Origin of the sequence: Streptomyces sp. NPDC051987 (assembly GCF_040680735.1) — a bacterium.
Taxonomy (GTDB): Bacteria; Actinomycetota; Actinomycetes; order Streptomycetales; family Streptomycetaceae; genus Streptomyces.
Genome location: NZ_JBFAXI010000008.1, coordinates 120,639 through 146,467 on the forward strand (window position 1 = coordinate 120,639; position 25,829 = coordinate 146,467).

Annotated in this window: 28 protein-coding genes, 1 tRNA gene and 5 pseudogenes; 12 read left to right on the top strand and 22 right to left on the bottom strand. The window is 70.5% G+C overall.

Annotation, left to right across the window (positions count from 1 at the left end; genetic code table 11):
• Positions 1–53 precede the first annotated feature (53 nt).
• Both AB0M11_RS07070 and AB0M11_RS07075 read right to left on the bottom strand, forming a co-directional pair.
• Positions 54–2,600 (bottom strand): MFS transporter, encoded by a 2,547-nt coding sequence (locus AB0M11_RS07070; RefSeq protein WP_365702248.1) that lies wholly within the window; start codon positions 2,598–2,600, stop codon positions 54–56.
• 19 nt (positions 2,601–2,619) lie between these two features.
• Positions 2,620–3,222 (bottom strand): MarR family transcriptional regulator, encoded by a 603-nt coding sequence (locus AB0M11_RS07075; protein ID WP_365702250.1) that lies wholly within the window; start codon positions 3,220–3,222, stop codon positions 2,620–2,622.
• 205 nt (positions 3,223–3,427) lie between these two features.
• On the opposite strand from AB0M11_RS07075, the gene AB0M11_RS07080 reads away from it, so the two are divergent.
• The gene (locus AB0M11_RS07080; protein WP_365702252.1) at positions 3,428–3,631 is read left to right on the top strand and encodes a hypothetical protein; all 204 of its coding nucleotides are present in this window, start codon (positions 3,428–3,430) and stop codon (positions 3,629–3,631) included.
• 65 nt (positions 3,632–3,696) lie between these two features.
• Here the strand turns inward: AB0M11_RS07080 and AB0M11_RS07085 are convergent, their stop codons facing one another.
• Positions 3,697–3,939, bottom strand: a complete 243-nt coding sequence (locus tag AB0M11_RS07085) for a hypothetical protein (protein ID WP_365702254.1) — start codon at positions 3,937–3,939, stop codon at positions 3,697–3,699.
• On the opposite strand from AB0M11_RS07085, the gene AB0M11_RS07090 reads away from it, so the two are divergent.
• Complete coding sequence (locus AB0M11_RS07090) at positions 3,929–4,243, top strand: hypothetical protein (RefSeq protein WP_365702256.1); 315 nt, start codon at positions 3,929–3,931, stop codon at positions 4,241–4,243. The genes AB0M11_RS07085 and AB0M11_RS07090 overlap by 11 nt on opposite strands.
• A gap of 376 nt (positions 4,244–4,619) precedes the next feature.
• On the opposite strand, the gene AB0M11_RS07095 is transcribed toward AB0M11_RS07090, so the two are convergent.
• From AB0M11_RS07095 to AB0M11_RS07110, 4 genes are all read right to left on the bottom strand, one after another.
• Positions 4,620–5,546 (bottom strand): RNA polymerase sigma factor SigF, encoded by a 927-nt coding sequence (locus AB0M11_RS07095; protein ID WP_365702258.1) that lies wholly within the window; start codon positions 5,544–5,546, stop codon positions 4,620–4,622.
• Between the two features lie 329 nt (positions 5,547–5,875).
• Positions 5,876–6,787, bottom strand: coding sequence for a SigB/SigF/SigG family RNA polymerase sigma factor (locus AB0M11_RS07100; RefSeq protein ID WP_365702344.1), 912 nt, complete (start codon positions 6,785–6,787; stop codon positions 5,876–5,878).
• A gap of 185 nt (positions 6,788–6,972) precedes the next feature.
• Positions 6,973–7,266: a Dabb family protein gene (locus AB0M11_RS07105; protein ID WP_365702260.1), complete on the bottom strand. Its 294-nt coding sequence runs from the start codon at positions 7,264–7,266 to the stop codon at positions 6,973–6,975.
• A 17-nt stretch (positions 7,267–7,283) separates the two neighbouring features.
• Positions 7,284–7,460 carry a hypothetical protein gene (locus AB0M11_RS07110; protein ID WP_365702262.1) on the bottom strand — a complete coding sequence of 59 codons (177 nt, stop codon included), beginning with the start codon at positions 7,458–7,460 and terminating at the stop codon, positions 7,284–7,286.
• 288 nt (positions 7,461–7,748) lie between these two features.
• Here AB0M11_RS07110 and AB0M11_RS07115 point away from each other — a divergent pair, with 288 nt between their 5' ends.
• Positions 7,749–7,976, top strand: a complete 228-nt coding sequence (locus AB0M11_RS07115; RefSeq protein WP_365702264.1) for a PLDc N-terminal domain-containing protein — start codon at positions 7,749–7,751, stop codon at positions 7,974–7,976.
• A 66-nt stretch (positions 7,977–8,042) separates the two neighbouring features.
• Here the strand turns inward: AB0M11_RS07115 and AB0M11_RS07120 are convergent.
• The 4 genes from AB0M11_RS07120 to AB0M11_RS07135 form a co-directional block, all read right to left on the bottom strand.
• Positions 8,043–8,127 (bottom strand) — tRNA-Ser (locus AB0M11_RS07120).
• Positions 8,128–8,193: 66 nt separating this feature from the next.
• Complete coding sequence (tadA, locus tag AB0M11_RS07125; RefSeq protein WP_365702266.1) at positions 8,194–8,625, bottom strand: tRNA adenosine(34) deaminase TadA; 432 nt, start codon at positions 8,623–8,625, stop codon at positions 8,194–8,196.
• A 56-nt stretch (positions 8,626–8,681) separates the two neighbouring features.
• Complete coding sequence (locus AB0M11_RS07130) at positions 8,682–9,209, bottom strand: hypothetical protein (protein ID WP_365702267.1); 528 nt, start codon at positions 9,207–9,209, stop codon at positions 8,682–8,684.
• 524 nt (positions 9,210–9,733) lie between these two features.
• Positions 9,734–9,940: a hypothetical protein gene (locus tag AB0M11_RS07135; RefSeq protein WP_365702269.1), complete on the bottom strand. Its 207-nt coding sequence runs from the start codon at positions 9,938–9,940 to the stop codon at positions 9,734–9,736.
• A 114-nt stretch (positions 9,941–10,054) separates the two neighbouring features.
• On the opposite strand from AB0M11_RS07135, the gene upp reads away from it, so the two are divergent.
• The gene (gene upp, locus AB0M11_RS07140) at positions 10,055–10,690 is read left to right on the top strand and encodes a uracil phosphoribosyltransferase (protein ID WP_217546064.1); all 636 of its coding nucleotides are present in this window, start codon (positions 10,055–10,057) and stop codon (positions 10,688–10,690) included.
• 200 nt (positions 10,691–10,890) lie between these two features.
• Here upp and AB0M11_RS07145 read toward each other — a convergent pair whose 3' ends face one another.
• Together AB0M11_RS07145 and AB0M11_RS07150 are read right to left on the bottom strand one after the other, a co-directional pair.
• Entirely contained in the window at positions 10,891–11,559 is a 669-nt protein-coding gene (locus AB0M11_RS07145) for a LytR C-terminal domain-containing protein (RefSeq protein ID WP_365702271.1), read from the bottom strand.
• A 111-nt stretch (positions 11,560–11,670) separates the two neighbouring features.
• Complete coding sequence (locus tag AB0M11_RS07150) at positions 11,671–11,967, bottom strand: type II toxin-antitoxin system VapB family antitoxin (protein ID WP_003999914.1); 297 nt, start codon at positions 11,965–11,967, stop codon at positions 11,671–11,673.
• A gap of 112 nt (positions 11,968–12,079) precedes the next feature.
• Between AB0M11_RS07150 and AB0M11_RS07155 the strand changes: the two are divergent.
• Positions 12,080–13,043 (top strand): annotated as a pseudogene (locus AB0M11_RS07155) (helicase HerA-like domain-containing protein).
• 45 nt (positions 13,044–13,088) lie between these two features.
• Here the strand turns inward: AB0M11_RS07155 and AB0M11_RS07160 are convergent.
• The 3 genes from AB0M11_RS07160 to AB0M11_RS07170 form a co-directional block, all read right to left on the bottom strand.
• On the bottom strand, positions 13,089–13,220 hold the full coding sequence (locus AB0M11_RS07160; RefSeq protein WP_365702273.1) for a hypothetical protein: 132 nt from the start codon (positions 13,218–13,220) through the stop codon (positions 13,089–13,091).
• A 63-nt stretch (positions 13,221–13,283) separates the two neighbouring features.
• The gene (locus AB0M11_RS07165) at positions 13,284–13,628 is read right to left on the bottom strand and encodes a hypothetical protein (protein WP_365702275.1); all 345 of its coding nucleotides are present in this window, start codon (positions 13,626–13,628) and stop codon (positions 13,284–13,286) included.
• Between the two features lie 139 nt (positions 13,629–13,767).
• Positions 13,768–14,517 (bottom strand): HdeD family acid-resistance protein, encoded by a 750-nt coding sequence (locus AB0M11_RS07170; protein ID WP_365702277.1) that lies wholly within the window; start codon positions 14,515–14,517, stop codon positions 13,768–13,770.
• Positions 14,518–14,662: 145 nt separating this feature from the next.
• On the opposite strand from AB0M11_RS07170, the gene AB0M11_RS07175 reads away from it, so the two are divergent.
• A complete protein-coding gene (locus tag AB0M11_RS07175; RefSeq protein WP_365702346.1) occupies positions 14,663–16,567 on the top strand; it encodes a copper resistance protein CopC in 1,905 nt (634 codons plus the stop codon).
• A 28-nt stretch (positions 16,568–16,595) separates the two neighbouring features.
• On the opposite strand, the gene AB0M11_RS07180 is transcribed toward AB0M11_RS07175, so the two are convergent.
• Both AB0M11_RS07180 and AB0M11_RS07185 read right to left on the bottom strand, forming a co-directional pair.
• A complete protein-coding gene (locus AB0M11_RS07180) occupies positions 16,596–17,105 on the bottom strand; it encodes a DinB family protein (RefSeq protein ID WP_365702279.1) in 510 nt (169 codons plus the stop codon).
• Positions 17,106–17,249: 144 nt separating this feature from the next.
• Entirely contained in the window at positions 17,250–19,691 is a 2,442-nt protein-coding gene (locus tag AB0M11_RS07185; protein ID WP_365702281.1) for a helicase C-terminal domain-containing protein, read from the bottom strand.
• A gap of 1,090 nt (positions 19,692–20,781) precedes the next feature.
• Here AB0M11_RS07185 and AB0M11_RS07190 point away from each other — a divergent pair.
• Entirely contained in the window at positions 20,782–21,177 is a 396-nt protein-coding gene (locus tag AB0M11_RS07190) for a hypothetical protein (RefSeq protein WP_365702283.1), read from the top strand.
• A gap of 394 nt (positions 21,178–21,571) precedes the next feature.
• Here the strand turns inward: AB0M11_RS07190 and AB0M11_RS07195 are convergent, their stop codons facing one another.
• The 3 genes from AB0M11_RS07195 to AB0M11_RS07205 form a co-directional block, all read right to left on the bottom strand.
• The gene (locus tag AB0M11_RS07195) at positions 21,572–21,997 is read right to left on the bottom strand and encodes a hypothetical protein (RefSeq protein WP_365702285.1); all 426 of its coding nucleotides are present in this window, start codon (positions 21,995–21,997) and stop codon (positions 21,572–21,574) included.
• Positions 21,994–22,272, bottom strand: coding sequence for a CopG family transcriptional regulator (locus tag AB0M11_RS07200; RefSeq protein ID WP_365702287.1), 279 nt, complete (start codon positions 22,270–22,272; stop codon positions 21,994–21,996). Before AB0M11_RS07200 ends, AB0M11_RS07195 begins: the two co-directional genes overlap by 4 nt.
• A 656-nt stretch (positions 22,273–22,928) precedes the next feature.
• Positions 22,929–23,492 carry a hypothetical protein gene (locus AB0M11_RS07205; RefSeq protein ID WP_365702289.1) on the bottom strand — a complete coding sequence of 188 codons (564 nt, stop codon included), beginning with the start codon at positions 23,490–23,492 and terminating at the stop codon, positions 22,929–22,931.
• Between the two features lie 101 nt (positions 23,493–23,593).
• Between AB0M11_RS07205 and AB0M11_RS07210 the strand changes: the two genes are divergently transcribed.
• On the top strand, positions 23,594–24,181 hold the full coding sequence (locus AB0M11_RS07210; RefSeq protein ID WP_365702291.1) for a hypothetical protein: 588 nt from the start codon (positions 23,594–23,596) through the stop codon (positions 24,179–24,181).
• Here the strand turns inward: AB0M11_RS07210 and AB0M11_RS07215 are convergent.
• Complete coding sequence (locus tag AB0M11_RS07215; protein ID WP_365702348.1) at positions 24,138–24,458, bottom strand: transposase; 321 nt, start codon at positions 24,456–24,458, stop codon at positions 24,138–24,140. The two genes, AB0M11_RS07210 and AB0M11_RS07215, sit on opposite strands and share 44 nt — an antisense overlap.
• A gap of 37 nt (positions 24,459–24,495) precedes the next feature.
• On the opposite strand from AB0M11_RS07215, the pseudogene AB0M11_RS07220 reads away from it, so the two are divergent.
• From AB0M11_RS07220 to AB0M11_RS07235, 4 pseudogenes are all read left to right on the top strand, one after another.
• A pseudogene (locus tag AB0M11_RS07220) lies at positions 24,496–24,603 on the top strand (mobile element transfer protein); the annotation flags it as partial.
• A gap of 9 nt (positions 24,604–24,612) precedes the next feature.
• A pseudogene (locus tag AB0M11_RS07225) lies at positions 24,613–24,806 on the top strand (hypothetical protein).
• A 17-nt stretch (positions 24,807–24,823) separates the two neighbouring features.
• A pseudogene (locus AB0M11_RS07230) lies at positions 24,824–25,073 on the top strand (SpdD protein).
• 64 nt (positions 25,074–25,137) lie between these two features.
• Positions 25,138–25,795 (top strand): annotated as a pseudogene (locus AB0M11_RS07235) (replication initiator); the annotation flags it as partial.
• Positions 25,796–25,829 lie beyond the last annotated feature (34 nt).

Sequence of the window (25,829 nt, forward strand, 5' to 3'; positions counted from 1 at the left end):
GCCCGCGGCAGGCGCCTCCTGGTGGGCGCGCCCGCCACGGGCCGGAGCCGGAACTACTCGCCGGGGTGGGAGAGCTCGATGTCGTGGTCGTCGACACCCGCGCCGGTGACGTGCAGGGCCGTGGCGACCGGCGGGTAGCCCGTCGCGATCACGGTGTAGTCCCCGCCGTCCAGGTCGGCGAAGGCGTACGCGCCGTCCACGCCGGTGGTGGCCGTGCCGACCACGTTGCCCGCCGCGTCCACCAGGGTCACCCGCGCGTCGGCCAGCGGGCCGTGCGGGGCCCGTACGACGCCCTGGAGCTGGGCGCCGGCGTCCAGGTCGACCTCGATCCGGGTGACGCCGGTGCCGCCGATCTCGACCGGCACGGCGCGGGGCCGGTACCCGGCCGCGTTCACCGCGACCGTGACGATCCCCGGCACCAGCTCGCCGAAGCGGAAGTCGCCCTGCTCACCGGTGGCCGCGGAGGCCAGCAGGTCGCCGCGCACGTCGGTGACGATGACCATCGCGTCCTTGACCGGCAGCGCGCTGCCGGCGCCGCGGACCACACCGCTGAGGCCGCTGGTGCCGCTGAGCAGGATGTCGTACGCCACCGGCTCCTCGCCCACCACGATCGTGGACGCCTGCGGCTGGTAGCCGTCGGCGGAGGCGATCAGCACGTACGAGCCCGCACCGGGCGCGTCCAGCCGGTAGGAACCGTCGTGGCCCGCGACCGAGCGGCCCAGCTGACGGCCCGCCAGCGAGATCAGGGTGACCGCGGCCTGCGCGACCGGGGCGCTCTCGGCACCGCGCACGAAGCCGTGCACCGGGATGCCGACGGAGCCCGCCGACTGCTCGGGAGCGGCGATGGTGGCGACGGCGGCGTACTGCCGTTCCGTGCCCTCCGGAGCGAGCTCCGCGGTGCTCACCACCGGGGCGGCCCAGCTGGGCACCTGCTGCTCCTCACCCGGCGTGGCGACGGCGGCAGCGGCGGGCACCGCCGTGGGGCTTCCCGCGTCCGCCTCCTCGGCGGCCTGGGCGAGCGCACCCTTGGTCCTCAGCGGGACCTCCTTGATGAACAGGCTGATCAGGAAGGCGAGGGCCGCGAGACCGCCGGCGATCAGGAAGACGTCGGCGATGGCGTGGCCGTAGGCGCTCTCCATGAGGGTGCGCAGCGGCGCGGGCAGCTTGCCCAGGTCCGGGAGGCTGTCGTCGGACGAGCTGGAACCGGCCAGGGCGACCTGGTACTTGTGCGGGAGGGCGGCGGCGCCCTCGGTCACGTAGTGCGTGATCCGGCGGGCCATCACCGCGCCGAGCGCCGAGACGCCGACCGCACCGCCCAGCGAGCGGAAGAAGGTGACCGTGGAGCTGGCCGAGCCGAGGTCGCTCGGGGCGACCTGGTTCTGGGTGCAGAGCACGAGGTTCTGCATCATCATGCCGATGCCGAGGCCCAGCAGCGCCATGAAGATCGACATCTTCCAGTACGCCGTGTCGTAGCGGATGGTCCCGAGCAGCCCGAGGCCCGCCGTCACCAGCACGCCACCGCTCACCAGCCAGGCCTTCCAGCGGCCGGTGCGGGTGATGAACTGGCCCGAGACGGTGGAGGAGATGAACAGACCGCCGATCATCGGGATGGTCATCACACCGGACATCGTCGGGGACTTGTCGCGGGCCAGCTGGAAGTACTGGCTGAAGAACACCGTGCCGGTGAACATCGCGACACCGACGAACAGGGAGGCCAGCGAGGCCAGCGTGATGGTGCGGTTCCGGAAGAGCCGCAGCGGGATGATCGGCTCCTTGGCCTTCGACTCGACGAGCACGAAGATCAGACCGAGGGCGATCGAACCGCCCACCATCGCGTACGTCTGCCAGGAGATCCAGTCGTACTTGTCACCGGCGAAGGTGACCCAGACCAGCAGCAGCGACACCGCGGCGGCGACGAAGAACGCGCCGGCCCAGTCGACCTTCACGTCCCGCTTCACGACCGGCAGGTGCAGGGTCTTCTGCAGCACGATCAGCGCGATGACGGCGAAGGGGACGCCGACGTAGAAGCACCAGCGCCAGCCCAGCCACGAGGTGTCCGTGATGACACCGCCGAGCAGCGGGCCGCCGACGGTGGCCACGGCGAAGGTCGCGCCGAGGTAGCCGGAGTAGCGGCCGCGCTCGCGCGGCGAGATCATCGCGGCCATGACGATCTGGGCGAGCGCCGACAGACCGCCGACGCCGATCCCCTGGACGACACGGCAGGCGATGAGCATGCCCGCGTTCTGCGACAGACCGGCCGCCGCGGAGCCCGCGACGTAGATCACCAGGGCTATCTGGACCAGGATCTTCTTGCTGTACAGGTCGGCGAGCTTGCCCCAGAGCGGGGTGGTCGCGGTCATGGCCAGCAGGGAGGCGGTGACGACCCAGGTGTAGGCGGACTGGCCGCCGCCCAGGTCGGTGATGATGTGCGGCAGGGCGTTGGTGACGATCGTGGACGACAGGATCGCCACGAACATGCCGAGCAGCAGGCCCGAGATGGCCTCCATGATCTGCCGGTGCGTCATCGGGGTCTGCTCGGCGGAGCCTCCCCCGTGCGGCTTGGCATGAGCCCGCACACCGGCTGGTGTGGTCGTTGCCATGAGCTTCCTTTTCTTCGTCTTATGCGGGTGTACGGGTGGTCGACGGTTCGAGTACGGGCGTGGGGGCGCGGGCGGTGGAGGGGACCATGGCCGTGGCCTTCGCTGCGGACCCCGCTCCGGCCGCGGCCGGGGGCTTCGCTGCGCCGGGGGCCGGAGCCGGGACGGCGGCGGGCCGGAGGTGCGGGGCCGCGGCACGGCAGTCGCCGAAGCTGGCGCGGAGCCGGGTCATCAGCCTGATCAGCTGGTCGACCTCCTCGTCGCTCCAGTCGCCCAGCCGCTCGGCGAGCAGTTCGGTGCTGCGCCGGGACAGGTCCGCGAGGGTCGCCTCGCCCGCGGGGGTGAGGTGCAGGATGCGGGAGCGCTTGTCCGCCGGGTCGGCGGAGCGCTCGATCCAGCCGCGCTCGGCGGCGTGCGCCACGTGCCGGCTGGTCACCGACATGTCCACGGCGAGCAGCTCGGCGAGCTTGCTCATGCGCATGGAACCGTGGCGGCCGAGCAGCGTCAGCACCGTCGCCGAGCCTGCGGGGCACTCGGGCGGGAGGATGCGCCCCAGGTCCCGTTTCACGGCTCCGACGGCGCTGAGCTGACGCGCAAGCTCCTCGAACTGCGCCTGCTCCGCCATCCCGTACACCTCCTCACGACCGTATTCGTTGCTTGGGGCAACCATAGATCTGCTTGGTTGCCGCAGGCAAATAATCTGGCCGGGGTGCGCATAAAAACTTGGCAAAGGCACGTATTGCGCCCGTAAACACGCAGGTGGGGTCGGTCGCACGCGGGGGAGGCCCCCCACTTGGGCCGCACCGACGGATTCGCTAGTGTCTCGGGCCATGGCTAACACCCAGGGCCCCCAGGGCAATTACGACCCCGCCGGCAGCACCCAGATGTTCCGCGCGTTCGTCGACGAGGCCCCGCAGGCGTCCCAGCAGACGGCGACCACCTACTCCTCCTCCGGCCCCCGCCTCGGCCTGATCCTCGGCGTCGTCGCCGTGGTGGTCGTGGTGGCGGCGGTGGCCTGGCTCGCGCTCATGTAGGACGGCGGCCACGCCGCGGTACGACGAGGGAACCCGGGGACGCGTGCCCCGGGCCTTCGGCGTGCTCAGCTCCAGTCGACGCCCGCGACCCGGGTCTCGACGTGCATGCCCAGCGGCACGCGCCAGTCGTCCACGCAGACCGTCCAGGTCCTGCTGACGCGGGCGCCGGGCCCGATCGGTGCCGGCAGCGGCTCGGTCGACGTGACGGTCGCCCAGTCGATGCCGAGGAGGTCGACGATGTGCGTGCCGAGCGTGACCGTGCCGGAACGGACCGGCGTACCGCCGGAGTTGACGAAAGTGACGGTCACCTTCTCGCACCACCGCTGGTCGGTGGCCGCACGGGTGGGGGCGCTCCAGGCGAGCGCCGCGGGTGCCGGAGAGGCCGAGGAGGCCGAGGAGCTGCCGGGGCGCGGTGAGCCCGGCACCGTAGGGCCGGAGGCCGGTGGCCGACCGCCGTCGCGGCCGGAAGCGGCGGGCGAGGACGGCGTCCGGGGTGAGGTCGCCGTGCCCGCAGTGGAGTTGTCGGTCGATGTGATGGTTCCGGTCGACCCGGTCGATCCGGCGTATCCGGATGCCGCGGCGGTCGATGGGCCGTCCGTCGGCGTGCCCTGACCGGCCGCCGTGCCGCCCCGGGTGTCCTTCGCGCCGTCCAGCGGTACCAGCGTCACCGACCCCGTCGGCCGCGCTGACGTGCCCGGCTCGCCGCCTGCCGCCCCCACCGCCGTGTAGCCGCCGTCGCCGCCGCCCCCGCACGCCGTGAGTGCCGAGGCCAGGCAGGCGGCGACCACGGAGACAGCCGTGCCGCTGCCCCACCGGCCGCCCGGCGCCCCACGCGGACGTGCCGGGTCGGCCGCCGGCGCCGCGGGGGCCTCGGCCCCGCGGCCACGCGGTGCCCTGCGGATCGGTGCCCTGTGGGTCTGCGCGCCACGGAGAAGCATCGCGCCAGTGTGGCTGACGCTCCGTCAGTAAGGAAGCGGCAGGAGCGACCTCAGTCCGAGATCAGGCCCTCGCGGAGCTGGGACAGGGTGCGGGTCAGCAGGCGGGAGACGTGCATCTGGGAGATGCCGACCTCCTCGCCGATCTGGGACTGGGTCATGTTCGCGAAGAAGCGGAGCATGATGATCCGGCGTTCGCGCGGCGGGAGCTTGGCGAGCAGCGGCTTGAGCGACTCGCGGTACTCGACGCCCTCCAGGGCGGTGTCCTCGTAGCCGAGGCGGTCGGCCAGGGAGCCCTCGCCGCCGTCGTCCTCCGGGGCCGGGGAGTCGAGCGAGGAGGCGGTGTACGCGTTGCCGACGGCGAGGCCGTCGACCACGTCCTCCTCGGAGACGCCCAGGACGGCCGCGAGCTCCGTCACCGTCGGGGAGCGGTCCAGCTTCTGGGAGAGCTCGTCACTGGCCTTGGTGAGGGCCAGGCGCAGCTCCTGCAGCCGGCGCGGCACGCGCACCGACCAGGAGGTGTCACGGAAGAAGCGCTTGATCTCGCCCACGACCGTCGGCATCGCGAACGTCGGGAACTCCACGCCGCGTTCGCAGTCGAAGCGGTCGATCGCCTTGATCAGGCCGATGGTGCCGACCTGGACGATGTCCTCCATCGGCTCGTTGCGGCTGCGGAAGCGGGCCGCCGCGTAGCGCACGAGGGGGAGGTTGAGTTCGATCAGGGTGTCCCGGACGTAGGCACGCTCGGGGCTGTCCTCTTCGAGTGCGGCAAGGCGCAGGAACAGGGAGCGGGACAGGGTGCGGGTGTCGAGGTTCTCCGCGACCGCCGGGGCTTCCGGGGTCGGCGGGGCCTCCAGCGCCGGAGCGCCGTCGAGGGCGCCATCGATGCTGTCGAGCACGTCGATGGCGTCGAGCTCCTTGGGCGCTGCCTCGCTCTTCGTGGGCGTGAGCACCTTCGAGCTGCCCTGTTCTGCGGACATGCCACCCCCTTTGGGTCGCGGGACGGTCGCGGCGGCGTTCCCTGCGAGGAACGATGCCTTCACCTGAATACCGGAGCCGAAGCCCCGGCAAACGCGCTTCCGGCAGAATGTCACATGTCGGCAACACGCTGTAGTGACATGTCGACATGCGAGACGTGAATCCGCCCTGGAAGCAGGGGGTCTGACGCTTTTTCGCCCCTCAACTGTCGGGAAGTGCGCTGGTGAGCGATTCGCTCCCGTCAGTGATGGCTCGATCCTGTTTGCGGTTACGGTCGTACCAAGTCGCCCGGGGCGTGTCTCGGTCCGGTAACGGGGTCGTCGGACCGCCCCTACGCCTCGATGCGGTTCGCCGAGCGCAGGCGCTGGAAGCTGCGGGCGAGGAGGCGGGAGACGTGCATCTGGGAGACGCCGAGCTCCGCGCTGATCTGGGACTGGGTGAGGTTGCTGTAGTAGCGCAGCAGGAGGATCCGCTGCTCCCGCTCGGGGAGTTGGACGAGCAGGTGGCGGACCAGGTCGCGGTGTTCCACGCCGTCCAGGGCCGGGTCCTCGTACCCGATGCGGTCCAGAAGCCCCGGCAGCCCGTCGCCCTCCTGGGCGGCCTCCAGGGAGGTCGCGTGGTACGACCGCCCGGCCTCGATGCAGGAGAGCACCTCCTCCTCGCTGATCCGCAGCCGTTCGGCGATCTCGGCGGTGGAGGGGGAGCGGCCGAAGGCGGTGGTCAGGTCCTCGGTCGCGCTGTTGACCTGGACCCACAGCTCGTGGAGCCGGCGCGGCACGTGCACGGTGCGGACGTTGTCCCGGAAGTAGCGCTTGATCTCGCCGACGACGGTCGGCATGGCGAAGGTCGGGAACTGCACGCCCCGGTCCGGGTCGAAGCGGTCGATGGCGTTGATGAGGCCGATGGTGCCGACCTGGACGACGTCCTCCATGGGCTCGTTGCGGGAGCGGAACCGGGCGGCCGCGTAGCGCACGAGCGGGAGGTTCGCCTCGATGAGCGCCGCACGCACGCGGTTGTGCTCCGGCGTACCCGGTTTGAGCTCCTTGAGCTGGCCGAAGAGCACCTGGGTCAGCGCCCGGGTGTCGGCGCCCCGCCGTTTCTCGGGGGCGGGGGCGTCGGCCTGGGCGGGAGTCGCGGGAGCCATGGGGGCCATGGGGGCCCCGTGTGCCACGGGAGTCGAGGGAGTCTGAGCGGGGGCGGGCGCCTCTTCCTGGGGCGGCGCAGAACTGGCCGACACGGTCAACGCCACCTCTTCATCGGTCAATCATCCGTCAAAAGCGGTCATAGCATCACAAGACATGTGCACTGTGTGCAAGCACCTCATAACGTCGTGTTGGGTATTAATACGGGCAAGTTGAGGTGTAAGGCACAGTAAAGCCCCCCGCCGTCACGGGCGGGGGGCTCGGGGCCGGGAAGCGGCCGTACGGCTCAGAACTCGTAGTCGGCGATCACCCAGGTGGCGAACTCCCGCCACTGTGCGGCGGCCGCCTGGTGGGCCGGGTGCTCCAGGTACCGCTTCAGCGCGTCCCCGTCCTCGACCGACGAGTTGATCGCGAAGTCGTGGGCGATCGGGCGCTCGGTGATGTTCCAGCCGCACTCCCAGGAGCGCAGCTCCTCGATCTGGTCGCCCAGGGCGAAGAAGGCGTCGGCACCCGCGGCGACGCGCGGCTCCTCGCGCCCCACGCCCTCGTTGAGCTTGAAGAGGACCAGGTGGCGGATCATGGGTACTCCCGGTGGGTCTACTTCGCCCCGTTGGCCAGCCAGGTGAAGAACTGGCCGACGGCCTTTGCGGCGTCCGATATGCCCTGGAAGACTATCTGGACCCAGTCTGCCGCCCTGGGCGGGTCGGTGATGATCACGTAGAGCGCGAAGATCACGAGTGCGTAGACGGCGATCTTCTTGGCGTTCACCGCCACCTGGCCTCTCCCCTGTCTCCCGCCCGGTTCCCCCGGTTGACGGGCGCGAGTGTAACCCTCCGATCGTTTTGTATGACCAACGGCACGTGGGATGCCAGGTTTTTTTCTCCGAATCTCCGAATCTCCGAATCTCCGAATCTCCGGATCTCGGCGTCTCCGCACTGTGGTCGGTTCGCGTGACCGACCACGCGAACCGATCACGTGAACCGATCACGGGGGCCGGTCCGATGAAGGGTCGATGCGGTGGACGCGAACCCGCGGCAACCGGAGTCGAGAGGGAGAACGCGGATGCTGATGACAGCGATGGCCTTCGGCCTCGTCACCCTGCTGATCGTGCTCGTCGTGGCGGCGCTGCTCGACTGCGTCCGCACACCCGCGGAGCGGGTCAGGTACGTCCCGAAGTGGCTCTGGCTGCTGTTCCTGCTGCACACCCCGGTCTTCGGGGCCCTCGTCTGGAACTACGCGGGCAAGCGCCCCGCGCCCCTGGCGTCCGGGCCGGGACGGCTCCGGCCGTGACGTGACGTGTCCGGGGCGGAGCGAACGAGGGGCGGCTCCGATGCGGAGCCGCCCCTCGTGCGACAGCGGTAGCGGAGGGATTTGAACCCTCGGTGACTTGCGCCACACTCGCTTTCGAGGCGAGCTCCTTCGGCCGCTCGGACACGCTACCGAGGGAGACCTTACAGCACGGGAGGCCGTGCTCCGAAATCGGTATTCGGGGGCTGCGGCGGCCGGCTCAGCGGCCGCGGAAGAAGTCCGTGAGGAGGCGCGCGGATTCGGCTGCCAGGACGCCCTCGACGACCTCCGGGCGGTGGTTCAGGCGCCGGTCGCGGACGACGTCCCAGAGGGACCCGGCGGCTCCGGCCTTCTCGTCGCGGGCGCCGTAGACCACCCGGTCCACCCGGGACTGGACCAGGGCGCCGGCACACATCGTGCAGGGCTCCAGGGTGACGACCAGGGTGCAGCCGGTGAGCCGCCACTGCCCGAGCGCCGCGGCGGCACGGCGCAGGGCGAGCACCTCGGCGTGCGCGGTGGGGTCGCCGGTGGCCTCGCGCTCGTTGTGACCGGTCGCGAGGACCGTCGTACCGTCCGGGGACAGCACGACGGCGCCGACGGGAACGTCCCCGCCCCGGACGGCCTGGCCGGCCTCGTCCAGGGCGAGCCGCATCACGGCCCGCCAGCGGTCGCGTACCGGGTCGGGGGACCCGGGTGCCTCGTGGAAGGTCAGCGGACGGTCTCCAGGACGTCGGAGGCGCCCAGAGCCTCGGCGATCTCGCCGAGCGCGTCCTCGTCCAGCGACAGCAGCTCCTTCGCGCTCACGCCCAGGTCGTCCAGGATCGCGGCGTCGCCGACCGGGCCGGCCGGCACGGCGGAACCGTCCGCGTCGTCGTCCTCCTCGGCGTCGGGCTCACCGTCCTCGGTGCCGTCGAGGTCGAGGGCGTCCAGGTCGTCGGCGGGGTCCTTGGGCTCCCTTCCGAGCAGTTCGTCGGTGAGCAGGAGCTCCCCGTACGAGCTGCGGGCGGCGGCGGCTGCGTTGGAGACGAAGACCCTGGGGTCCTCCTCACCGTCGACGCGCACGACGCCGAACCAAGCGTCTTCCTGCTCGATGAAGACGAGCACCGTGTCGTCGGCCTCCGAGGCCGATTCCCGGGCCAGGTCGGCCAGGTCCGACAGGGTCTCCACATCGTCGAGCTCTGTGTCGCTCGCTTCCCACCCGTCTTCGGTGCGCGCGAGCAGTGCGGCGAAGTACACCGTGACTCTCCCACTGGTCTTAGGCGTGCCGGTTGGGGGTCCCCCCGGCGGAGGTTCTGGGTGGGGAGAGCTGTGCTCCAAGCCCCGCCCACTCGGAATCGTGGCAGAAACAAGGCGTTCAGGGGACGTCTTCGGCTCCCTGTGTCTGGCAGTTTTGATCGCACGTATGCAAAGAGGCATCCACGCGTCCGTCAACGCAGTCACCAGCGCACTCGTTGCCGCCACCTGCGGATCGTACGCGGGTTTTCCCGCGGCCCACGCACGGCCTTCCCTGTGACTGACCGCAACGCGCTACAAGCAGTGGATCTTTGCCGAAGGATCGGCTTTACGTCTCTTACCGGATCTTGCCGAGTCCTGCGGGGGCTTGCCGTCCTCCTGCCGACTGCCGGCGGGCCGGGCGAGTCGTGGCGGCCCATGGGGTCCATGGCGACTCATGGCGAGTCGTGGCGGCACGCGGCGGCTCGTTGGGGCACACGGCGGCACACGGCGGCTCGTTGCGGCTCACGGTGGACTCTTACCGGTTCCTACCAGCGGAACGTCCGCATGCGCATCGCGTGCCGCAGACGCGCCACCTTGGCGCGGCGGGGCTGGACCCGGTCGCGCAGCGCCCGCGCCTCCGCGAGCTCACGCAGGAACCGGGCCCGGCGGCGCCGCCGCTCGGACTCCGTCTCGCCCTCGGGCGCGCCGTAGGCGCGGTCGGGCCGCTCCGGCGGCCCAGGAAGTTCAGGCACGTCACACCACCCCAGTCCGACACCTCCACTTTCCCCCGGATGGGCGGTTTGATGCCAGGGTGTGCCCGCGCGGGCCTGCACGAGGTGGGCGGGGGCCCGGTTACTGTTGTGGACATGCGTCTCCACGTCGTCGACCACCCCCTGGTCGCCCACAAGCTCACCACGCTCCGCGACCAGCGCACCGACTCCGCGACGTTCCGGCGGCTCGCCGACGAACTGGTCACCCTGCTCGCCTACGAGGCGACGCGGGACGTGCGGACCGAGGCCGTCGACATCCAGACCCCGGTGGCCGCCACGACCGGCGTCAAGCTCGCCCGGCCGCGCCCGCTGGTGGTGCCGATCCTGCGGGCCGGGCTCGGCATGCTGGACGGCATGGTCCGGCTGCTGCCGACCGCCGAGGTGGGCTTCCTGGGCATGATCCGCAACGAGGAGACGCTGCAGGCGTCCACGTACGCCTCGCGGATGCCGGAGGACCTCTCGGGGCGCCAGGTGTACGTCCTGGACCCGATGCTGGCCACGGGCGGCACGCTGGTCGCGGCGATCCGCGAGCTCATCAAGCGCGGTGCCGACGATGTGACGGCGGTCGTCCTGCTGGCCGCGCCGGAGGGCGTCGAGCTGATGGAACGGGAGTTGGCGGGAACGCCGGTCACGGTGGTGACGGCGGCCGTGGACGACCACCTCAACGAGCACGGCTACATCGTGCCGGGGCTGGGGGACGCGGGCGACCGGCTGTACGGGGCGGCCGAGTAGCAGCCGTCCGTCCTGCCGGGCCGAAGCCTGGCGATTCGCTTCGGCGCCTGGGGGCGTGGGGTGCGTCGGCGGCCGCGGGTTCGTCGTGGTCGGTCGCGCCCACGCGGCGGAGCCGCATGATCAATACAGCCCCCGCGCCCCTTCAGGGTGTTTCGGTGACGGCGTCGGCCGCGACGGTCGAGTTCGGCGGTGCCCTGCTTTCAGCAGGTCTTCCTCGTCGTCGACGCCGTAGGCCTGGGGGCGGACAGGGCTGTGATGGCCCTGGCGGCCGTGGCCTGGGGGGTGAGGGTCTTGAAGGCGTTGCCGATGATCAGGTCGACGGCGGTGCCCTTGCGGCCCGCCTCCGTCCGCTGGTCGGCGGCCGTCACCTGGGTGGCCAGGACGGGGAGCGAGGTCTTCAGGGCCGAGGCCGGGCCGAGCAGTATCGCCGTGCCCTTGACCTTCTGGTCGAACTTCGCCGGCGCGTTGCCGACGTCGCCGATCTTGAAGCCGCGCTTCTTCAGTTCGTCGGCGGTCTCCTTGGCCAGGCCCGTGCGGGTGGTGGCGTTGTAGACGTTCACCGTGATCTGGGCCGGCTTCGGCAGCACCGTGGCCGACGTTCCGGCCGACGCCCCGGCCGCGGGACTCGCGCTGGCGGCGGCCTGCTTCACGCAGTCACCCGACGAACCGGCCGCCGTGGCCGTTCCGCCGCCGCCCGTGAAGACGTCGATGAGCTGCAGGGTGCCCCAGCCGACCAGGCCGAGCGCGGTGACGGAGGCGACCACGGAGAGGACGAGCCGGGCACGCCGTCGGCGCGGGCGCATGCGAGGGTACTTGTCCCCTGTGATCCGGTACTGGCCGCCCATGCCGGGGGGAGTCAGCATGCTCATGAGCGCAGCGTAGTGCGCCACGGGTGCGTTGACTAATAGATGATCATCCGATGGTGCCCGGTCCAACCCGAAAGGGGCAACCGGCGTCAAATGCCGGGTGACGGAAGGCTGTCAGTCGAGTTCGAGCACGCGCGCGTGCAGCACCTGACGCTGCTGGAGGGCGGCGCGGACCGCACGGTGCAGCCCGTCCTCCAGGTACAGGTCACCCTGCCACTTCACGACGTGCGCGAAGAGGTCGCCGTAGAACGTCGAGTCCTCGGCGAGGAGGGTCTCCAGGTCGAGCTGCCCCTTGGTCGTCACGAGCTGATCGAGGCGGACCGGGCGCGGTGCGACGTCCGCCCACTGCCGGGTGCTCTCCCGGCCGTGGTCGGGGTACGGCCGGCCGTTTCCGATGCGCTTGAAGATCACACGGAAAGCCTACCGGTCCAGACGTTCCGGGCGCAGCCATGGCGACCGAGTGCGACGCTGGAAAATACGCCGTAAAGGGCATCGAACGGGCTGAACGGGAACAGGGGGTTCGATGACGAGTGCCGGTGATCCCGTGGTCGCCGGGATCGCCGCCGGGTACGCCTTCGACGGTCCGGCGCTGGAGCTCGGTGCACTGCTCTGGGACGGGCGGTGCCGTCCCGACGCCCCGGTCCGCGTCCCTCTCCCCATGCTCAACCGGCACGGCCTGGTCGCCGGGGCCACCGGTACCGGCAAGACCAAGACACTCCAGCTGGTCGCCGAGCAGCTCTCGGCGCACGGCGTCCCGGTGTTCCTGGCCGACGTCAAGGGCGACCTGTCCGGCGTCGCCCGGCCGGGGCAGGCGAACGACCGGGTCGAGGGCCGGGCGGGCGAGGTCGGCCAGCGGTGGACCGAGACCGGCTTTCCCGCCGAGTCCCTCGCGCTCGGCGGCATCGGCCACGGCGTACCCGTCCGAGCGACGATCACCAGCTTCGGACCGGTGCTGCTGTCCAAGGTGCTCCAGCTCAACCAGACCCAGGAGCAGTCCCTCGGCCTGATCTTCCACTACGCCGACACCAAGGGCCTGGACCTCGTCGACCTCAAGGACCTCCGGGCGGTGGTCGCCTTCCTCACCTCCGACGAGGGCAGGGCGGAGCTCCGGACCATCGGAGGGCTGTCGACGGCCACGGCTGCGGGCCCCCGAGTCCCTGATGGGGCCGGTGGACGCGGCCGAGCTGGACGCGGCGGTGCGCGACTCCGCGCTCCACGGGCGTTATGCACAGGCTGTGGACCGGGAGTCGGCGTACGAGAAACTGCGGCGGCCGACGGCCGAGCCGGAGGCCGCAGCGGACCGGTCCGCCGACCGAACCGTCGACCGGTCCGCCGACCGTCCCGCGGCCCCGAAGGACGAGGAGCCCTCGCTCGTCGAACGGGTGGTCAGCAGCGGGATGTTCACGTCCCTCGCCCGGTCGGTGGGCACCCAGCTCGGCCGGGAGATCACGCGGTCGCTGTTCGGTACGGCCCGCAGGCGCAGGTGAGCCGGGCGCCCCGCGCGGACCGCGGCCCGGCTCACCCCCGCACGGTCAACCGCGTTTCTGCTCCGGCTCCTGCGGCCGCGGCGGCTGTTCCGACTTCGTCTCGTCCGGCTTCGGCATGCTGCGCACGGCCTCCGCGCGCAGCAGGGCGCGCAGGACCGCGTACGGGTCTGAGGACATGGCTGTGTTCCTTGCGTAGAACTGACTGACCTGGGGAGTGGAGTGCGGGGACAGGCCGGTCGGTCAGCAGCGCAGGACCACGGTGCGCAGAAGGGGTGTGGCGTACGGCGGACACGGTGCCGCCGCGCGGGGACGGTGCCGGTCCGCCGGGGAGGCGGGCGCCGGATCGGGCAGCGGCGCGGGGCGCTGGGGCACGTCGGTGCGGTGGACGGCGCGGGCGGGCGGCCGAAGCGGGGTGCCCAGGAGGTCGTGCTCGGCGCTCTCCGCCGAGACACCCGGGGTGGCCGCCGCGAGCGCGTCGGCCACCGTCGGGACGCCGGCCAGCAGCAGGGCGAGCAGCAGCACGAGCACCCGCGACCAGGCGGGGCCCGGCCGCGGGCCACGTCCGGCCGACGGACCGCTGCTCATGGCGGTCATCTCCCCGCGGGACGGACGGTGTTCAGCACGCGGGTCACGAGATCCGCTCGCACGGCGTACCGGCGAGGCGCGAGGTTGACGAGGCGGCTGGGACGGTGACGTGTGGGGCCGGCGTCGGCGGTGCCCGCGTTCACAGGGTCCGTGGGATCTGCCGGGCCCGGCCGCGGATGCCGAAGGCGGTGACGATCTCGACGATGCCGACGACGACCAGCCAGATGCCGGCGACGAGCGTGAGCACCGCCACCGACTTGAACGGCGAGACGATCAGCACGACGCCGGCGAGGAACGTGACGGTCCCGAGGAAGATCTGCCAGCCCCGCGCGGGCATCCGGGAGTCGGAGACGGCGGCCGTGGTCTGGGTGATCCCGCGGATCAGCCAGCCGATGCCGATCCACAGGGCGAGCAGCAGGATCGACTCCAGGGGGCCGCGAAGACAGAAGAGGCCCAGCAGGATCGACAGCGCGCCGCTGATGAACGCCAGCACGCGCAGCGAGGTCGCCCGGTGCGTGCCGAACGCGGCGACCAGCTGGAAGACACCGGCGATCAGCAGGTAGACGCCGAAGAGCACCCCGGCGACGTGCAGCGAGGCACCGGGCCAGACCAGGACCAGGACACCGAGGATCAGCGAGGCCACCCCGGTGACCAGGACGATCTGCCAGGCGGCCCGGGAGAGGGCGTGCAGCGGCCCTTCGAAGGGCGGTTCGGGCTCGTGCCGGGCGGTACCGGTGGCGTGCGCCTTCCGGTCGTCGTCGGCGGGGCCGGTGCTGGGGGCTCGGTCATGGTTCCAGCTGAGACCGAGGGCGGCGGACGGGCCAGCAGACAGCGGCCGGCCGGGTGACGGCGTGCGGCCCTCCCGCACCACCCCCGCCGTGCGGCTCACTCCCCCTCGCCGCGAATGAGCAAGGCGGGCCTTCCAGCCGTATGACCATGGAACGCGTGTTTCCGAACTCGGAGCGGGTGACGTGAGCGAAGAACACGACCAGCGGCTGACGACGCCGGCGACCGGCAGCCACCGGCACCGGGCCGTGCGCGCTCTCGCGCTCCTGGGCGCCCTCCTCGCCGCCCTCCTGCTGGCCTCGGCCGGACCCGCCGCGGCGCACGCGGCCCTGCGCGGCAGCGATCCCGCCGACGGTGCCGTACTCAAGTCGTCGCCCCGGTCCGTCACCCTCACCTTCACCGAGTCCGTCGGCCTCCTCGACGACTCGTTCCGGGTGTACGACCCCACCAACCACCGTGTGACCACCAGCGAGGCCGAACACGGCCCGGCCGGCTCGGACACCGCCCGGATCACCTTCCCGAAGAAGCTGGGCACCGGCACGTACACCGTGGCGTGGCGGATCGTCTCGGCGGACAGCCACCCCGTCTCCGGGGCCCTCACCTTCTCCGTGGGCAAGCCGTCGGCGACCACGGCGACCGTCCCCACCGGCCCCGTCGAGAACCCGGTCACCGGCAGCCTCTACAACATCGGCCGCTACGTCGCGTACGCGGCCCTGGCGCTGCTCATCGGCAGCGTCGCCTTCATCGCCGTCTGCCGCCCGCCGGACGCCGCGCCGCTGCGCCGACCGATCCGCACGGCATGGTGGGCGCTGCTCGCCGCCACCCTCTTCCTCTTCGTCCTCCGCTCCCCGTACGAGGAGGGCACCTCCCCGGCGACGGCCTTCGGCCTCTCCGTCCTCGACAGGTCCGCGACCGGCCGCCCGGGGCTCGCCCTGCTGGCCAGGCTGGCCCTGCTGGTGGTCACGGCCGCCCTCCACCTCGTCCTCCGCAAGCGTGTGAGCGGAATCCGGCCGACCCGCCCCCTCATCGCCACGGCGGCGGCCCTCTCCCTCGGCCTGGCCCTGACCTGGGCGGCGGCGGAACACGCGTCGGCCGGCATCCAGGTCCCGCTGGCGATGACGTCCTCGGTGCTGCACCTGATGTCGATGGCGCTCTGGCTGGGCGGCCTCACGGCCCTCCTCTTCACCCTGCAGCGCTCCGCCACGCCCCTGCCCGCCACCGTCGTCAGCCGCTTCTCCCGCGTGGCCTTCGGCTCGGTGACGGTCCTCGTCGTCACCGGCGTCTACCAGTCCTGGCGCGGCCTCGGCTCCTGGCAGGCGCTCACCGACACGTCGTACGGCAGGCTCCTCCTCATCAAACTCGCCGGGGTGACGCTGCTGCTGGCGGCGGCCTCGCAGTCCCGCCGCTGGACGGCGCAACTGGCGACAGCCCCGGCCCTGGAGGCCCCCGCCCGCGTCCCCGTGCCGGTCGGCGCCCCGGCCCCGGCGGCCACCGCGGCCACCGCGGCCACCGCGTCCGAGGGGGAGCCGTCCTCCCTCGACGAGGCGGCCTCCCCGGACGAAGCATCGCCCGCGGACGAACCGTCACCGAAGGGCGAGCCGTCACCCCAGGGTGAGCCGTCCGCCACCGCGTCCACCGCAGCCGCCGGCCGCTCCCGTCAGGTCGCCGCCCTGCGTCGGTCGGTCCTCGCCGAAGTGGCCGTCGGCGTGGCCGTCCTGGGCATCACCACGATCCTCACCGGCACTCTGCCCGGCCGGGCCGCGGCCGAGGCGGCCGAGTCGGGGACGGCGTCGCTCACGACCGGTATCCCCGCGGCCGCGGTCGCCGTCGTCCCCTTCGACGTCGGCACCCCGAACGGCCACGGCAAGATCCAGATCACCCTGGACCCTGGCCGGGTCGGCGCGAACTCGGTGCAGGCGGTCGCCTTCGGCCCCGACAACGGCATCTCCAGCGTCCCCGAACTCCGCCTCTCCTTCACCCTCGGCGCCCAGAAGATCGGTCCCCTGCCCGCCAACCTGACCGACCGGGGCGGCTATTGGGCCGCCGACTCCGTCAACCTGCCCATCGCGGGCGAGTGGACGATGACGGTGACGGTCCGGATCTCCGACCTGGACCAGGTGACGGTGACACAGAAGATCCGGATCGCCGCCTAGCCGAACCGTGGGCGTGGTGCGTTGCCGCTCAGGCGCCCACGGTCCCGTCGATCCCCTCGCGCAGGAAGTCGGCGTGGCCGTTGTGGCGGCCGTACTCCAGAAGGACGTGCAGCATCACCATGCGCAGCGACACCTCCTCCTCCCACCTCGGCTGGTACCCGGCCTGGTCCAGCGAGCCGGCCGCGCGTTCGATACGGCGCGAGGTCGCCACCTCGGCCTCCCAGGCGGCGAACGCCTCCTGCCGGGTCGACTCGCTCGCGTCGTACGCCGCCTGGAAGTCGATCTCCTCGGACCACACCATGGGCGCGTCCTTGTCCTCGAACACCCGGCGGAACCAGGCGCGTTCCACTTCCGCCATGTGCCGCACCAGCCCGAGCAGCGACAACGTGGACGGCGGCATCGACCGCTGCCGCAACTCCTCGTCGGTGAGCCCTTCGCACTTCATGGCGAGGGTCGCCCGGTGGAAGTCCAGAAAAGCCCGCAACATGTCCCGCTCACTGCCGAAGTTGGGCGGTCCCACCCGGTCGTCACCGCTCACTGACCCCACTCCTCGTCCCTCCGCTTCCCCTGTCCACCCGCCCCGGCGGCCGGGCGCAACCAGCAGTATCCACTCGGCGGTTCACGGTCAGCCCCGGCGCTGCGGCGCCCGCCGGGTCCGTGCGGTGCCGCGACGGTTCCCGTTTCATTCGAGTACAGGGCTCATGACGCCGTGGATCCGGGAGAGGGTGAACACGCGGTTGTCCTCTCGCAGGTGGCACCAGGCTTCCAGGTAGGGCGGATCGAGTGCGAGGCGGCTGAGGGTGCGTACCGTCCGGTTCCCCGAGGTGGCGACGTAGTCGACGGTGATGGGCACGCCGGCGTCGATGGCGTGGGCGAGCTGGCGGACGTCGCTGTAGGGCAGGTTCTTCGCCCAGCCTGCGACGATCTCCTCCGTGTCCGTGGCGAAGGGCGGTCCTCCGTCGAACGGCGCGGGGTCGGGAAGCGTCGGCGGCGCGGCCAGCAGCCGGGTCGCCACGGTGTCCGCATCGACCGGGGCGGACTGCTTCGCCGCGCCTGCGGCAGCCGTCCGGCCGCTGTCCCGTGCTCGGGTGCCGCGCGGCGCCGGCACCGGCCCCGGCGCGGCGGCCCGCTGAGGCCGGTCCTTCTCGATCCGTACCGTGCCCTCGGCCGTCTCGGCGACGGGGGCGTATCCCTCGGCCCGGAGCGCGGCGAGGGTCGTGTCGAGCGGGCTGCGGCTGATCAGCACCGTGGGCGCCAGCTGCCGGAGCCCGAGCTTGGCGAGCTTGCGATGGGCGGCGAGTTCGGCCAGGAGAGCGGGGTCGTCGCCGTGGACGACACAGGCGGCGGGGGTGACCCGCACGCGGCCGTGGACGCGCGCGGTGTCGGCGATCAGGTATGACAGCGGCTGCGGCAGCGGCCCGGCGGCGACAGCGGCCAGGTCGGCCGTGATGTCGTCGCGGAGACGGCCGGCGTCCAGGGCCCGGCGGATGCTGCCGGCGCTGAACCGCCACACCGATGCCGTGCCGCTGGTCTCACGGTCGGCGACGGCGTTCAGGAGCGAGGCCAGTCGCGCGGACGGCGTGCCGGTGACGACGGCGGTGAGATCGGCGCCGATCCGTGCCGTCGCGGTGGCCGAGGGCAGCAGCCGTCGGCACTCCAGGTCCAGCCCCTCCGTGTCGCCGTTGCGCAGCTGGATACCGAAGGTGGACAGCGCGCCGCGAGCGAGTACACCGAGGATCTCGGCCTCACGGATCACGGTGGCGAACGGTGTCGCGTCCGTGGGCGATGAGTGGGCGAGCGGGCGGTGCCAGGTGATCAGGGGCCCCAGATCGGAGGTGACCGTTGCGCCCTGCCGTGCCGGTAGCTCTCCGGCCGCGGTCAGCAGCCCGCGGCGAGCCTGCACGCAGCCGGTGCAGGGGGGTGCCCCGGCGAGAGCGGGAAGCGCCTTGTCGTCCTCGTCGCGCGACTCGGTCGGGGTGAGCGGCAGGTTCCACCATGCCTGGAGCAGCACCGCGAACTGCTCCGGGGGCTCCTGCTCCGCCCAGGCGTCGTACGCCTCCGCGGGCACCACGCGATCGCCGTCCCGGCCCAGCAGACCGGCGGCGAACGCCGTCTCGAGAGCAAGGCGTACGACGGCGTCGTCGGTCTGCGCGGCCTTGCCGATGCGGGCCAGTTCACGCGCCCCGATCCCGCCGGACTTCAGCCGGGTCGGCGGGGTGTCCGAGCAAACCGCCAGGACCGAGAGAGCACGGGACGCGAACACCGTGGCAGCGGCCGACGCCTCCCGGTCCACCTCGACCGGGGTGGCGGACGCCGCTCGCACGGAGGGCGGGACCGGCGCGAACGGGGCGTGCCAGCCGGGTCCGCGCAGCGCGAGCGTCACCTCGGCCGGCATCCGGGCCGGGCCGTAGGCGTGACGGTCCCGGACCAGGAGTCCCCGCTCCAGTGCCCACCGCTCGCCCGGTTCGAGGCCGGGACCGGAGGCGCCGAACACGATGAACTGCGGCTGCCCGGACCCGCCCTCCGCGTGGCGTTCGAGCAGCCTCCGGGCCGCCGCGGGAGCTTGCGCGACCAGGGGGACGACCTGGTCCGGGTCACTGTGATGGGCCACCAGTGCGGCCAGACGCTGCGGCTTGGTGCCCGGGGGCTTGATGCTTAGGGCCGCCAGCATGCCGCGCAGGTCCTCGGAGGTTGCGCCCGCGAGCAGCTGCTCCAGTGGCGCGTCCAGCCCCAGGGGAGCGTTCCAGGCCTGGCGCAGGGGTCCGGCCATCCGGAGCCTCCCCGCGCCGTCCGGCCAGACCAGAGCCTGGTCGGCCAGGGCTTCCAGCACGGCGTCCAGTTCGCGGGCGGCTTCGTCGTCCGTCGCCCCCAGCAGCCCCGCCAGCACATCGCGCGACGCGGGCGCACCCAGCGCCGCCAGCGCCTCGGCCACCTGGAGGTGTGGCAGCGCGAGCTGTGACAGGGCCAGTGCCACCGATCCGGGGCGCTGCAGACGGTCCGCCAGCTCGCCCAAGGAGCGCGGCTCCGGAGGGGACATGGCGTCCCTTCTCGCGTCGAGCACGCGGGCCAGACGAGAGGCGCCGAGGCTGCTCAGCCATGGCGCCAGTGTCGATCGGGACTGCATGGGTGCACCTCGTCAGACCGGGAAGCGGCAGCACGGCGAAGGCCCGACGCCGCGTCCCCAGAATGGCGTACCGTCCTGGCCGGCGGGTGCCACATCAGCCCAGGTTCCCCCCGGCGGGCGTCAGCGGCTGTCCTGACGGCGCCGAAGGACGAGCACGCCGGCAGGAAGCCTGCTGACGGCGGAAACGCTGCTGGAGAGCTTCGGTGAGGGCGCGGCCCTGGGCTGGGGTGGCCCCGTTCGCGGTTGTCCACCCTTGGTCGTATGCCCTGCAGTTGGACAGCCACCACCTCGCCCTGTGTCGGAGGGCGTTGACCAACGCGGAGACTGGTCAGCGCTTGGAGTTGCTGCAATTCGCTGATTTCAACAGCCGGTCCGGTCGCCGGTTGAGCCCGGTGCCCTGCACGCTCTGCAATGACCCGCTCCGCACGGCCGGAGGCCATCGCGCAGAATCTCCCCATTACAGGGACGTGTGTACCTGAAGAACATGGCGTAGGCGGCACTGTTTCAGCGCGCCCTCCGTTGCTGAAGTGTTGAAGTGCTCTACGGATACCCACCAGCGGCGAATTCCTACGCCGCGTTTGTGAGCATCTCGTTGATATCGCTTGATGCTCTATCAAGAAATCCGTTGCGCGACCAACTTGATCACACTCTCAGAAAAGTCGATGACGTGCAGCCATCCACCTTTTCTCGGATGATCGAATTCACCCCAAGCGTGTGCCCTGGTCGTGTGCCGTGAGGGCTGTAGAGGCTGTGAGTGCATCACTTGTCGATATCAGGGAGGTCCATTTTGTATCTCTATATAGATAAAAATGAATTATGTTATTGATTGGACCCCTTTACTCTGCCGGTTCGACCGCTCGCAAGATCTTCTTGCTTGACCTTGGGTCTTGCTTTGTTATTAACTTACCGTGCCCTGATCGCTACAGGGGCGACAACGTGAGTGCCCATGTGGTACGTGCCACGTCTCTGGCCTGGCCTGTTGTCCACGGTTGTCGTCTCGAATGCGTCGCGCCACCAAGCGATATGGGCCCGGCGCGGTGCAGGCGGCGTCAGGTGCTCTCACTTAGGGATCGAATCAAAGGAGTAATTCATGCTCGGTCTTCGTAAGGCCTTCACGGTGACTGGACTGGCCACTGGTGCGATGGCGCTCGCTCTCACGGGTAACAATGCCTACGCAGCGGGGTCCGCCTATCTGCTTTATACGACGGATGACAATCCTGGTGGCAGCTTGGACTGGTGGGGCGCCTATTCGGGCACTCAGGACAAGTGGGTCGTCTGTGACCAGCAGGCTGATGGCTATGCCGCCAAGGGCACTGTGACTTGGTCGGGTGGCTCGACCACTCTCTATGCCAAGTCGAACGGGGATTGTACTTATTCTCCGGACAGTTGGAACTTGGCCGAGGGGACGAAGGTCACCCTTAAGGTGTGTCTGAACAACGCGGCGGAGGGCGACCGCTTCTGCCACACTGCCACTTCGTCGGCGTGACCGGGGAACCTTCAGGTATTCCCTGTGGCACATTCTTCGGAAATCGCAAAGCGGCAAATTTCATGATTGTGCCTGATCGCAACGAAATGGTCCACCTGTAATGCCGACGCCCCTTGGCCTGATCCAGGTCAGGGGGCGTCGTCTGGGATGTTGCATGCCATGCCGCACGACCGCGGCACCGGCCTCAGGAGCGGGACCCGGTCGCGGCCGGTGCCGACTGGGGGCAAGGGGTATGTCTTCGCCTCGCCGGTCGGCGGACCGCTTGGCCCCAACACCGACTTCCATGTCTGGAAGCGGCTTCTGCGGGATGCGGCAAAGTCGCGCAGCAAGTCGGCGACGCTCTCTGGGAGCTCCCGAAGCGGACTCAGAGACGAGCTGAGACCAGAGCGCTGGGTCATACCTGCTTGACGACGATGGCCTTCGGGAGGAGCTTCTCCAGGTCGTCCACGTCCGAGGTGAAGACGGTGACCTGCCCTTTCTGCTGGCATGCGATGACGGCGAGCACGGCATCGATGGCGTACTTGTGACCGTGCAGCTTGGCGTCGGCCAGGAGACGCCGGGCCTGGCGGGCTTCGTCCTTGCCGATGTCCGCGACCTTGAGCCGGGACAGCACCCAGTCCCAGCGCTGCTCGGTGGTTCTGCCGTCGAACGCCTCGACCAGCGTCATGGGAGACGTCACCACCTCGGCTTCACCCCCGGCTGCGAGGTCGAGCCAGGCGATCATCTTGCGGTCGCCGCGCACGGCCAGGGACAGGGCCTCGCAGTCGAGTACGAAGACACGCAGTGGCCGCTGCCTGTGCTCACCGGCGCGCTTCTTCACGCTGCCTCTCCGGCATCGTGTCCTCCGGCCGTGCGGCGGCGCTCGTGCTCGGCGTCGAGATCGTCCAGTTCCGCGAGGGCTGTCGCACGCTCGTCCTCGGTGACCGGCCCGTGTTCCTCCTGCAACCAGTCGACCAGCTCCAGCAGCCGGTCCCGATCGCGCTTGAACCGCAGTGCTTCGGCAACGTACGCCGAAAGCCCCCGCTCAGCCGCGTCGGCGCGGATCTCGTCCAGGAGATCTTCGGGGATCGTCACCGTTACTTTCTTGGTTGCCATACAAGTCACCATACTCTTGGTGTGTATGCCCTTACCAGGTTGCCATGACTCAAGGAGGTCGATGGCCAATCCGTGAGCCCTGCCCACGCGTGATCGCCGCCTCGTACCGCTTCACTCGGCCACCGTGTGTCGTTCACTCTCATCAGCGCATGCTGCGTCAGACGAGGATGGTTGTCCTTCGCGGTGATGAGCCTCCTGCCGTTGATGCAACGACGGGAGGAGAGTCCATGTCCCTGCTGCCTTCGGCAGACGTCTTCAGATCGATCGAGCTATAGGTTCCGCAACTGCTCGGCGGGCAGTTGGTCTCTCCGCATGTACCCGGGGAGAGGTGTTCGGGAAGCGGGCTGGTCTTCAACCAGCCATACAGGCAGGTGGGGCCGGCCGACGTCTGGGATTCCGTCAGCGAGTACCCGTCACTCACAGTCGAGGTCCGGCCAGAGAGTTGGTACGGCGCAGGTACCAGCGGTGTCTACATCTGGAATGACGGCAACCGTGAGGCCCTTCGGAAGCATGCCCGGTGAGGCGCTGGTGGAGGAGTGAGGCTGCACCTCCGCGAGACCGGTCAACCTTCGCTGACGCCAGGCAGGCGCGGCTGGGTCTCGGTGGACCAATTGGAGGGGACACGGGAATCGGGCCCCTCCCTGGATCAGGCTAGTTCAGTAGCCCAGCTTCCACTTCTGGTATCCACCATCGTTGCAGGCATGCATATAGACGGCACCATCGCGATTACTGTCTAGGCAAGTACCGAAATACCAACTCTGGAGCTGAACCTGGTCCCAGCTCGACCCTTTAGCCCAGAATCTTTGGTTAAAGGTGCCATCGCACCAAGAGATCCGCAGTGTACCGCTGCCGTCTAGGGTCAGGCAGTGTTTGGTCCGGACGTTTATCACCCTGACCAGGTCATAGTTCCCGTGCTCGATGAAGTCTGGCTGCCATTGCTGGCTGGTGTCCCCCTGGTAGCAAGGGTACGCGTGCGCAATTCCGCTATTGGCGTCGGTCTGGACTTCGGTCAGGCAGAGCCCAGTTTCCCAATTGCGCAGGAAATTCGCGTCGACATACGCGGACGCGGGATTGGCATTTAAGACCGAAAGCCCCAGGGTCAGGACGAGGGCGGCTCCAGCCGCCCATGCGCGGCGTGCGATCCCCCCCGAAATACGGAGCCGCACCCCCACCTTATCCTCTTTGGCCCGCTCTGCATCGAGGCTTTTCGTGTACCTCATGTCGCATCCCTCCGTTTGTCGAGCTTTGAGCGCCTATCTACTTGCAGTCGACGCTACAAGATTCAAGCACCTGTCACCTTGGAGAGTGGATCAGTGCCGGGATGGTTGTCAATGCACAGAACTGCTTAGAGGTTGTTGTCTTTCCGGGCGTGATCGACGCGTTTCCGCTGGTTTGGGATAAGCACGAGCTCGCCGCTCGGCGTCGGGTCGACGGGCTGTGGGAGGAGGCCGACCGTATCCAGGCCGAGCTGGCCGCGGCCGAGCTGGAATGGCGGGAGTGGGCGATCGCGCGCAGGCGGGTCGATACGGTGCCGGCTCCAGACGACGGTGCCACCGCCGAGGCGGAGGTCACCGCGGATCCGCGGGATGCGGAGGTGCGGTCAGCGCTCCAGGATGCGGCGAAGCCGAAATCGCAGGTGCCGGTGTGGCGCCAGGGGCTGGCCTGGTCGGTGGTTTCGGTTGACTACCAGCGCATCCTGCAGGTACTCGCGGACCGGGCCCGGCTCCATCAAGGGCCGCTGACCTGCCAGGAGATGGCTGCCGTGTTCGGCATGGACGTGGTGCCGACGAGGGTGGAGGCACTGCGGTCGAAGGTGAAACGCCTGGTGGCCCGCGGCTGGCTGGCCGAGGGGCAGCCGGGCCGGTTCACCCTCGCGGCAGGCGTGAGCGGGCCAGGCGGCGGCTCATGATGATGGTCATCGACCAGTAGACCATCGCCTCCGCGCTGGTGGTGCGCCGCTCGAAGTCGCGCACCAGGCGGCGGCTTCGCATCAGGTGGGCGAAGAGACGTTCGACGATCCACCGCTTGGGCAGCACCACGAACCCTCGTCGGTCGTCGCTGCGTTTGACGGTCGCCAGGACCAGGGCGGACGTGGCCAGGCAGCGCTCGATGAGGCTGCCGGTGTAGCCGCCATCAGCCCAGACCAGTTCCAGCTGGTGATGGGCGTCAGCGACCTGCCTGAGCAGGACCTGGGCGGCGGTGCGGTCGCCGGTGTCTGCGGCGAAGCACGCCGCCGTCTGTACGGCTCCGCGCTGCGGCTTCTCCGCCGACTACGACAGCCGCGCCGCCGCCGAGCTGGCCGCCCGCACCCACCGCTGCCGCGTCCGCTGAGGAGACCCCGTGACCGTCTCGCTCCCTCTCGTCTTCGTCTGGGCGTCATCGCCTGGGACGCGATCAAGTTCCTCGGCGTCCGCATCTGGGTCGCCGTCGTGATCGCGCTGTTCGGCTTCTGGCTCTCGCACACCTTCCTCGCCCCCGCCATCGAGACCGGCACCCGTACCGGGGTCGGCGTCGTCAACGGCGACAACAAGTGACAAGGGGATGCGCCGTGTTGTTCCGTCCGCAGCTTCCCGAAGCTCCGCACCTGCCCACGACCGCCGTCACCACACAACACCAGGTGCAGGCTCCCGCGCCGTCCGCCGACCGCTCGCTCACCCCCTACGTGGGCGTGGTCGTCGCCGTGGTCGTAGTCGGCATCGTCCTCACTGCGCTCCTGGCGGCCGTCGCCGTCACGGCCGTGTCCGTGGCCATCGCCGCCGTGGTCCTGCGTTCCGCTCCTCAATGGCGCCAACAGGCGCTGACCGGCCGCCGGGGCGGCAACAAGCCGCCAAGCATCCCGCCGCCCCGGGGCCGCACCTCCCAACCGTGATCCGCCTGGACGGCCCGGAAGGCGGAGACACCGCGCCCCCTGCCTGGGCCACGGCCGAGCTGCTGACCGACGCGATCCGCGCTGCCGCGGCCGCCGCCCGCATCGAGGGTCCGGAGATCGACGACCGGGCCCACCTTCGGGCGACAGCTCGACGTCCGCCCGATCCGTTCCGCCGACTTCGAAGGCGGCCAGGAACTGTCCGAGCGGGCCGTAGCCGCGTACGTCGCCAAGTACGCCACCAAGGGCGCCGAGACCACGACCGGCACTCTCGACCGACCGATCCGCTTCCTGGCCGAGCTGGCTCAGTCCCAGATCAGCGAACACGCCCGCCGCCTCATCCGCACCGCCTGGACCCTCGGCGCACGCAAGGACCTGGAACACCTCCGCCTGCGCGCATGGGCTCACATGCTCGGCCTCCGCGGCCGCTTCTCCACCAAATCCCGGCGCTACTCCACCACCCTCGGTGCCCTCCGCGACGCCCGCGCCGACTGGCGCCGCGCCCAGACGGCTCCGCCTGCCCCGCAGGACGGTGAGACGACCCTCGTCCTCGCCCACTGGGTTTTCGCCGGAACCGGCCTCAGCGCCGCTGAGACCTGGCTCGCCACAACCCTCGAACCCGCCCCCGGAACGGAAGGAGAACCAACCCATGGCTGAGCCCCGACTCGCCACCGTGGCCGAGACCTCCGAC

Excerpts from the sequence above, each read along its gene's own strand:
- AB0M11_RS07070 (WP_365702248.1), bottom strand. The coding sequence starts at position 2,600 with ATGGCAACGACCACACCAGCCGGTGTGCGGGCTCATGCCAAGCCGCAC.
- AB0M11_RS07075 (WP_365702250.1), bottom strand. The coding sequence starts at position 3,222 with ATGGCGGAGCAGGCGCAGTTCGAGGAGCTTGCGCGTCAGCTCAGCGCC.
- AB0M11_RS07080 (WP_365702252.1), top strand. The coding sequence starts at position 3,428 with ATGGCTAACACCCAGGGCCCCCAGGGCAATTACGACCCCGCCGGCAGC.
- AB0M11_RS07095 (WP_365702258.1), bottom strand. The coding sequence starts at position 5,546 with ATGTCCGCAGAACAGGGCAGCTCGAAGGTGCTCACGCCCACGAAGAGC.
- AB0M11_RS07105 (WP_365702260.1), bottom strand. The coding sequence starts at position 7,266 with ATGATCCGCCACCTGGTCCTCTTCAAGCTCAACGAGGGCGTGGGGCGC.
- AB0M11_RS07115 (WP_365702264.1), top strand. The coding sequence starts at position 7,749 with ATGCTGATGACAGCGATGGCCTTCGGCCTCGTCACCCTGCTGATCGTG.
- tadA (WP_365702266.1), bottom strand. The coding sequence starts at position 8,625 with ATGCGGCTCGCCCTGGACGAGGCCGGCCAGGCCGTCCGGGGCGGGGAC.
- upp (WP_217546064.1), top strand. The coding sequence starts at position 10,055 with ATGCGTCTCCACGTCGTCGACCACCCCCTGGTCGCCCACAAGCTCACC.
- AB0M11_RS07145 (WP_365702271.1), bottom strand. The coding sequence starts at position 11,559 with ATGAGCATGCTGACTCCCCCCGGCATGGGCGGCCAGTACCGGATCACA.
- AB0M11_RS07160 (WP_365702273.1), bottom strand. The coding sequence starts at position 13,220 with ATGTCCTCAGACCCGTACGCGGTCCTGCGCGCCCTGCTGCGCGCGGAG.
- AB0M11_RS07165 (WP_365702275.1), bottom strand. The coding sequence starts at position 13,628 with ATGAGCAGCGGTCCGTCGGCCGGACGTGGCCCGCGGCCGGGCCCCGCC.
- AB0M11_RS07185 (WP_365702281.1), bottom strand. The coding sequence starts at position 19,691 with ATGCAGTCCCGATCGACACTGGCGCCATGGCTGAGCAGCCTCGGCGCC.
- AB0M11_RS07190 (WP_365702283.1), top strand. The coding sequence starts at position 20,782 with ATGCTCGGTCTTCGTAAGGCCTTCACGGTGACTGGACTGGCCACTGGT.
- AB0M11_RS07200 (WP_365702287.1), bottom strand. The coding sequence starts at position 22,272 with ATGGCAACCAAGAAAGTAACGGTGACGATCCCCGAAGATCTCCTGGAC.
- AB0M11_RS07205 (WP_365702289.1), bottom strand. The coding sequence starts at position 23,492 with ATGAGGTACACGAAAAGCCTCGATGCAGAGCGGGCCAAAGAGGATAAG.
- AB0M11_RS07210 (WP_365702291.1), top strand. The coding sequence starts at position 23,594 with ATGGTTGTCAATGCACAGAACTGCTTAGAGGTTGTTGTCTTTCCGGGC.